This is a genomic window from Streptomyces pseudogriseolus (assembly GCA_002154585.1).
GTDB lineage: Bacteria > Actinomycetota > Actinomycetes > Streptomycetales > Streptomycetaceae > Streptomyces > Streptomyces pseudogriseolus.
In genome coordinates, this window is the sequence record MUNG01000430.1 from 1 (window position 1) to 6,387 (window position 6,387).

Consider the following 6,387-nt stretch of genomic DNA (forward strand, 5'->3'; position numbering starts at 1 on the left):
CCGCAGCCGCTCGTACGCCGCGAGCCCGTCCGGCACCCACTCCCACTCGCCGAGCCGCCGCTCCACCTCCTCCTCGGGCAGGAAGGCGTGCCAGGCGACCTCCTCGGCCTGCGGCCGCACCGGGAGGTCGCAGCGCACCTCGTACACCGCCGACCACCAGGTCCGGTTCCCGCCGTCGTCGTAGAGGAAGGTGAACAGGTGCCGGGGCGCGGGCAGACCGCTCACGCCCAGCTCCTCCTCGGCTTCCCGCAGCGCCGCCTCGTCGTACGTCTCGCCCGCGCCGACCACGCCGCCGACGAACATGTCGTACAGCGACGGGAAGACCAGCTTGGCCGCCGTGCGGCGGTGGACGAAGATCCTGCCGTCCGCGTCCCGCGCCAGGACGAAGGCGCAGCGGTGGCGCAGCCCGCGGGCGTACGCCTCGCCGCGCGGGGCCTGTCCGATCACCCGGTCGTGCTCGTCGACGATGTCGAGGATCTCGCCGGCGCTCCTGCCGGTCACGCCCTCGCCGCCCTCGCCGCTCTCACGGTTCACACCCTGTCCACCGCTCTCGCTCATACCGCCATCAAAGCAGCGTCCGCGTCCTCGCGGGCGCCCCCGACCTGCGCCGTCCTGGGCCATCCGGTTGTTCACGGATGACGCAAGTTGCCCGTTCGTGACCGCAGTTGACGCGTGTAACGGCCCCGACGCCCTTGACGTGATCCGTTGGCTGACGGTTTGCTGTCCGTGATCAGCTCATGGCATTCGGCAGCCGACCACTGCCACCGACCACCCGCCCTGAGCCGTGTGACAAGAGAAACGCGTGAGGAAGTCCCGCGGTGTCCCCACCCCCGCCTCCCCTCGGCCGTGCCCGCAAACGAGCGGCACAGGCCTACGACGAGGCCCTCGACGACGCCGAACTCGTCGCCGCGCGGGCCGCACTGGCACAGGGACGCTGGCAGAACACCCGCTCGCTGCTGGTGCGGACGGGGGACGACTGGGACCGCCGCGGACACCGGATCACGGTGCTCGCGAAGGAGTCGTACTGCGCCGCGTGGGCCCGCGAGTGGCTGCTCGCCGAGCCCGACTCCGGTGACGCGACCGTGCTGCTGGCGCTGGCCCGGGTGCGGCGCGCCCTGCGCGGCAAGGAGAAGCCGGCCCGGGTCCGCGAGGTCTGCCGCAAGGCCGCCGAACAGCTGCCGTACGACCCGACGCCCTGGCTCGGGCTGCTGATGCTGGAGTGCTCGCTCGGCGCGGAAGGCGACGTCGTCCGTATCTTCGAGCAGGTCCGCACCCGCTACGCCGACCACCACCACGCCCACCACCTGGTCGTCGGCTGGCTCGCGGAGCGCCGGGTGGAGGCGGGCCCCGACCCGCTGCACGAGGTGTACGACTTCGCCAACTGGGCGGCCGAACAGGCCCCCGCCGACTCGCCGCTGGCCATCCTGCCGGTCATCGCGCACGCCGAGCGCTACCGCTCGCTCGCCGCCGCCGGGCATGAACCCGCCGACCCGGTCGCCTCCGGCCACTGGGTCGGGCGCCGCGCCCGGCAGGTGATGAAGGCGGCCTTCGACTGGTGGCTGGAGTGGGAGCACGAGGAGCATCCGCGCCGGCTCGTCGACCTCAACTTCCTCGCCCACGCCAAGGTCTGCGAGGGCCGGGGGGCCGAGGCCGCCGCGCTGTTCCACCGCATCGGCGACCACGCCACCGCCGCCCCCTGGTCCTATCCCGACCGGGACGGCCTCACCGTCTTCCGCACCGCACGGGCCGCCGCCCTGGGCACGGCCTGACCTCGCCCCCGGACGCCCCCCGCACCCACCACCGACCCAAGGACGGTCTCGAGATGACGACGGACAGTTCGAGCACCAACAGAGCCCCGGCCGCGGGGATCAGCACCTTCAAGGGGAAGGAGCGCGCCCTGCGGGCCGACCGCCTCGGCACGGGGGGCCTGCTGCTCTCCGTGCTGGCCGCGACCGCCCCCCTCATGGTCGTCGCGGGTGTCATGCCCACTACATTCGCGGTGATGGGCATCGTCGGCCAGCCGCTGCTCTTCGTGGTCCTCGGCGCCGTGCTGATCCTCTTCAGCGTCGGCTACGCCGAGATGAGCCGGCACGTCCACAACGCGGGCGCCTTCTACGCGTACATCTCCCGCGGGCTCGGCGGCACCGCCGGCGCGGGCGCCGCCCTGGTCGCCCTCGTCGCCTACAACTCCCTCCAGGTCGGCATCTACGGCATCTTCGGCTTCGAGGTCTCCGGCCTCTTCGCCACCTACGCCGACCTCGAGGTCGCCTGGTGGATACCGGCGCTCGTCGCCGCGCTCGCCGTGGGCGTGCTGGGCCTGCTCAAGATCGACGTCAACGCGAAGGTGCTCGGCGTCCTGCTGGTCATCGAGGTGCTGCTGGTCGTCGTCTTCGACATCGCCGCCGTCGCCGACCCCGGCACGGAGGGCCTGTCGCTGCACGCCTTCAACCCGGACACCCTCACCGGCGCGGGCGTCGGCACCGCCCTGTGCTTCTGCATCGCGGCCTTCCTCGGCTTCGAGCAGGCGCCGGTGTACGCGGAGGAGACCAGCAGGCCGCACGTGCTGGTGCCGCGTGTGATGTTCCTCGCCGTCGCCGGCGTCGCCGTCTTCTTCGCCCTCAGCAGCTGGGCGCTCACCGTGGCCACCGGTCCCGCCGCGATCGTCCCCACCTCGCAGGAGCAGAGCGCCGGCCTGCTGTTCTTCCTCACCGAGGACCGGCTCGGCTCCACCTTCACCGACGTGCTGCACGTACTGTTCGTGACCGGCATGTTCGCGGCCATGCTCAGCTTCCACAACGTCGTCGCCCGCTACGCCTTCGCCATGGGCCGCGAGGGCCTGCTGCCCGCCGCCTTCGGCCGCACCTCGGGCGCCAGCGGCGCCCCCGGCACCGGCTCCCTGCTCCAGACCGGCATCGCCGTCGTGCTGGTGCTGGCCTTCGCGCTCACCGACGACAAGCCGGCCGGCGACCCCACCGCGCCCGTGCTGCACCTGTTCACCTGGGGCGGCAACATCGGCGCGCTCGGCGTCATCGTCCTGATGGCCATTGCCTCGCTGTCCGTCGTGGTCTTCTTCGTACGGCGCGGCGCCGCCGGCGCGCAGGCCTGGCGCCTGGGCACCTCGGCGGTCGCCGGGATCGCCCTCGTGATCATCGCCGGCTACACGGTCAAGGACTTCGACGTGCTGGTCGGCGCCGGCCCGGACTCCGCCCTGCGCTGGGTCCTGCCCGGTGTCATCGGCCTCGCCCTCGTCGTCGGCCTGGTCCAGGGCGCCGTCCTGCGCGCCCGCGCCCCCGAGACGCACGCCCGCATCGGCCTGGGCAACGAGGCGTTCCAGCTGGAGAAGGAGGCGGAGCGCACGCCGTAGCTCCGCCCTCGCGTCTTACCGAAGTCTGACGAGCACCCGCGTTCCCTGGTCCCGCCGGGGCCGCGGGTGCTCGAATGAGGGGGTGAAACCCGAACACCCCTCGCAGGACCGGGACGCCCCGGGCGCCGGCGACCCGGACACACGCGGCGCGCCCGTCGGCCGGCGCGTCCTGCTCGGCACCCTCGGCCTCGGCGCGCTCGGCCTGGCCGGCGCCCCGTACCTCCAGCGCGGTCTGGAGTCCTTCCTCGCCGGCGCCGCCGACCGCGACCCCACCGGCCTGACCGGACTCCTCCCCAACGGCGGCGGCTTCCGCTACTACTCGGTCACCGCCTCCGTCCCGCGCAAGGACGCCCGCAGCTACCGGCTCACCGTCGACGGCCTCGTCGACCGCCCCGCCTCCTACACCCTCGCCGACCTGAAGGCGCTGCCGCAGACCCGCCTGGTCCGGGACGTGCAGTGCGTGACCGGCTGGCGGGTGCCCGGGACGCCGTTCGAGGGCGTGCGGCTGTCCCGGCTGCTGGACGCGGCCGGGGTGCGCCCCACCGCCCGCGCGGTGCGCTTCACCTGCTTCGACGGGGCGTACACCGAGAGCCTCACCCTCGAGCAGGCCCGCCGCGCGGACGTCCTGGTCGCCCTGCGCATGCAGGACGAGGACCTCGGCCACGGCCACGGCGGCCCGGCGCGGCTCTACGTGGCCCCCATGTACTTCTACAAGTCGGCCAAGTGGCTCTCCGGCATCACCGTCACCGAGGACGTCGAACCGGGCTACTGGGAGGTGCGCGGCTACGACGTCGACGCCTGGGTCGGCCGCTCGAACGGACGCGACGATGCCCCCACGAGCTGACGCCCCGCCCGCCGCCACGACCGTACGGCGCTTCGGCCCCGCCCAGCGGTGGGCACACCGCGCCACGGCCGTACTGATGGGCGTCTGCGTGGCCACCGCCGCCTGCCTCTACCTCCCCCAGCTCGCCCAGCTGGTGGGCCGCCGCGCCCTGGTCGTCACCCTCCACCAGTGGGCCGGCCTGCTCCTGCCCGTCCCCGTGCTCGCCGCCCTGGTCTCCCGCGCGTTCCGCGCCGACCTGGGCCGGCTCAACCGCTTCGGCCCGCACGACCGGGTCTGGCTGCGGGCCGCCCTGCGCCGCGACCGCCGGCCCGCGTCCCGCCCGGCCGGGAAGTTCAACGCCGGACAGAAGCTGTACGCGGCCTGGATCGCCGGGGCCACGCTGGTGATGCTCGGCACCGGGCTGCTGATGTGGTTCACCCACCTCACCCCGTTGGTCTGGCGCACCGCCGCGACCTTCGTCCACGACTGGCTGGCGCTGACCGTCGGCATCGTCCTCGCCGGGCACATCGGCATGGCCCTCGCCGACCCCGAGGCCCGCCGGGGTCTGCGCACCGGCTCGGTCGGCCGGGAGTGGGCCGAGCGCGAGCACCCCCTGTGGCGGCCCTGAACACGACGGCGGCCGGCGCGCCCCTCCGCCGAGGTGCGCACCGGCCGCCGCGAGCCCGGACCGGGCAAGGGCCTTTCGTTTGGATCAGGCCGGCCGTGAGGCGCGGTGCCTCGTCGACTGGCCCGAGCGGGGTGATCCAAACGAGAGGCCCTAGATGATCAGGGACAGCAGGAGCACCAGCGCTCCCGCGACCACCGAGATGATCGTCTCCATGATCGACCAGGTCTTGATCGTCTGGCCGACGTTCAGGCCGAAGTACTCCTTCACCAGCCAGAAGCCGGCGTCGTTGACATGGCTGAAGAACAGCGAACCGGCGCCGATGGCCAGCACCAGCAGGGCGGCGTGCGTGGTCGACATGTCGGCCGCGAGCGGCGCGACCAGACCGGCCGCCGAGACGGTCGCCACCGTCGCCGACCCGGTCGCCAGCCGGATCGCCACCGCGATCAGCCAGGCCAGCAGCAGCGCCGGGATCGACCAGTCCTCGGAGATGTCCAGGACCATCTGGCCGACCCCGGTGTCGATCAGCGTCTGCTTGAAGCCGCCGCCCGCGCCGACGATCAGCAGGATGCCCGCGATCGGCGCCAGGCCCTTCTCCACCAGGGAGGAGATCCGCTCCTTGCTGAACCCGGCGGGCATGCCGAGGGTGAAGATGCCGACCAGCACGGCGGCGAGCAGCGCGATCAGCGGGGAGCCGATCACGTCGAAGACGCGCTGCACGTGGTGCTCGGGGTCGTCGATCACGATGTCGACCAGCGCCTTGGCGAGCATCAGCACGACCGGCAGCAGGATCGTCGCCAGGGTGGCGCCGAAGCCGGGGCGCCGCTCCAGGTCCTCGGAGGGACGCTGCGGGATCATTCGCTCGGGCGCCGGGACGTCCACCCAGCGGGCGGCGTACTTGGAGAACACCGGACCGGCGATCACCACGGTCGGGACGGCGACGAGCACGCCGAGCGCCAGCGTCACGCCCAGATTGGCGCCGACCGCGTCGATCGCGACCAGCGGGCCCGGGTGCGGCGGGACCAGGCCGTGCATCACGGACAGACCGGCCAGCGCCGGGATGCCGATGCGCATGAGCGAGTAGTTGCCGCGCTTGGCGACCATCAGCACCACCGGGATCAGCAGCACCACGCCGACCTCGAAGAACAGCGGCAGACCGATGACCGAGGCGATCAGCACCATCGCCCACGGCATGGTGCGGCCGTTCGCCTTGGCGAGGATGGTGTCGACGATCTGGTCGGCGCCGCCGGAGTCGGCGAGCATCTTGCCGAGGATCGCGCCGAGGGCGATCAGCACGCCCACGCCGGCGACGGTGGAGCCGAGCCCGGCGCTGAAGCTGGTGATGACCTTGTCCAGCGGCGCGCCGGCGAACGCGCCGAGCGCCAGTGACCCGATGGTCAGCGACAGGAAGGCGTGCAGCTTGAACTTGGTGATGAGCAGGACGATGACGGCTATGCCCGCCAGGACGGCGATGCCCAGCTGAGCGTGGCCGGCCGAGGTGATCGGCTCGGGTGCGTCCGCTGCCAGCATCTCGACGCTGAGTCTGGTCACGGTGGATCCCTAAGGTGTACGGGG

Annotated in this window: 6 protein-coding genes; 4 read left to right on the forward strand and 2 right to left on the reverse strand. The window is 72.8% G+C overall.

Going from position 1 to position 6,387, the window contains the following annotated elements; translation table 11 throughout:
- The coding region (locus CCN29_RS30020; RefSeq protein WP_442538563.1) for an NUDIX hydrolase at nt 1-558 on the reverse strand (558 nt) is incomplete at its 3' end.
- Nucleotides 559-818: 260 nt separating this feature from the next.
- Here CCN29_RS30020 and CCN29_RS30025 point away from each other — a divergent pair.
- From CCN29_RS30025 to CCN29_RS30040, 4 genes are all read left to right on the forward strand, one after another.
- Nucleotides 819-1,769 carry an amino acid adenylation domain-containing protein gene (locus CCN29_RS30025; protein WP_006135983.1) on the forward strand — a complete coding sequence of 317 codons (951 nt, stop codon included), beginning with the start codon at nt 819-821 and terminating at the stop codon, nt 1,767-1,769.
- 53 nt (nt 1,770-1,822) lie between these two features.
- Nucleotides 1,823-3,364 carry an APC family permease gene (locus tag CCN29_RS30030; RefSeq protein ID WP_031067222.1) on the forward strand — a complete coding sequence of 514 codons (1,542 nt, stop codon included), beginning with the start codon at nt 1,823-1,825 and terminating at the stop codon, nt 3,362-3,364.
- Between the two features lie 82 nt (nt 3,365-3,446).
- Complete coding sequence (locus CCN29_RS30035; RefSeq protein WP_031067219.1) at nt 3,447-4,208, forward strand: molybdopterin-dependent oxidoreductase; 762 nt, start codon at nt 3,447-3,449, stop codon at nt 4,206-4,208.
- Nucleotides 4,192-4,815: a cytochrome b/b6 domain-containing protein gene (locus CCN29_RS30040; RefSeq protein ID WP_031024678.1), complete on the forward strand. Its 624-nt coding sequence runs from the start codon at nt 4,192-4,194 to the stop codon at nt 4,813-4,815. The genes CCN29_RS30035 and CCN29_RS30040 overlap by 17 nt, the downstream gene beginning before the upstream one ends.
- A gap of 150 nt (nt 4,816-4,965) precedes the next feature.
- Here the strand turns inward: CCN29_RS30040 and CCN29_RS30045 are convergent, their stop codons facing one another.
- Nucleotides 4,966-6,363, reverse strand: a complete 1,398-nt coding sequence (locus tag CCN29_RS30045) for a GntT/GntP/DsdX family permease (protein WP_031024680.1) — start codon at nt 6,361-6,363, stop codon at nt 4,966-4,968.
- Nucleotides 6,364-6,387: the final 24 nt, after the last annotated feature.